We start from the raw sequence: 634 nt of genomic DNA, 5'->3' as shown, positions 1-634 counted from the left end.
GAGGCGCGCCGCCGGATGCACCGGTCGCGGGCCATCAACACGTTCGGCGCGGGCCTGACCGGCGCGGTGTTGGTGATCGTCCTGATCACCAAGTTCCTGCTCGGCGCGTGGATCGCGATCGCCGCGATGGCGGTGATCTACGTGTTGATGCTGGCCATCCGCCGGCACTACGACCGGATCGCCGTGGAGCTGACGCCGCCGGATGAGGGCCGGGCCGTGCTGCCCGCCCGCAACCACGCGATCGTGCTGGTCAGCAAGCTGCACCAGCCGACGCTGCGGGCCATCGCCTACGCCCGCGCCACCCGACCGGACACGCTGACCGCGGTGACCGTCAACGTCGACGAGTCGGACACCCGGGACCTGCAGGCCGACTGGGAGCGCCGGGAGATGGCGATCCCGCTCACCGTTGTCGACTCGCCGTACCGGGAGATCACCCGGCCGATCCTGGACTTCGTCGCCTCCACCCGCCGCAAGTCGCCCCGCGACGTGGTCACCGTGTTCATTCCGGAGTACGTGGTCGGCCGGTGGTGGGAGAACCTGCTGCACAACCAGAGCGCGCTGCGCCTCAAGGGCCGGCTGCTCTTCGAACCGGGGGTGATGGTGGTCAGCGTGCCGTGGCAGCTCGCGTCGACGG

At 70.3% G+C, this 634-nt stretch carries 1 pseudogene; it reads left to right on the top strand.

From position 1 onward, the window contains the following. Positions 1 to 634, top strand: a pseudogene (locus KBX53_RS35050) (DNA-binding protein); the annotation flags it as partial.

It is taken from the genome of Micromonospora sp. M51, from assembly GCF_018070305.1.
Classification (GTDB): Bacteria; Actinomycetota; Actinomycetes; order Mycobacteriales; family Micromonosporaceae; genus Micromonospora; species Micromonospora parva.
This window is presented reverse-complemented; position numbering and strand designations above follow the sequence as displayed.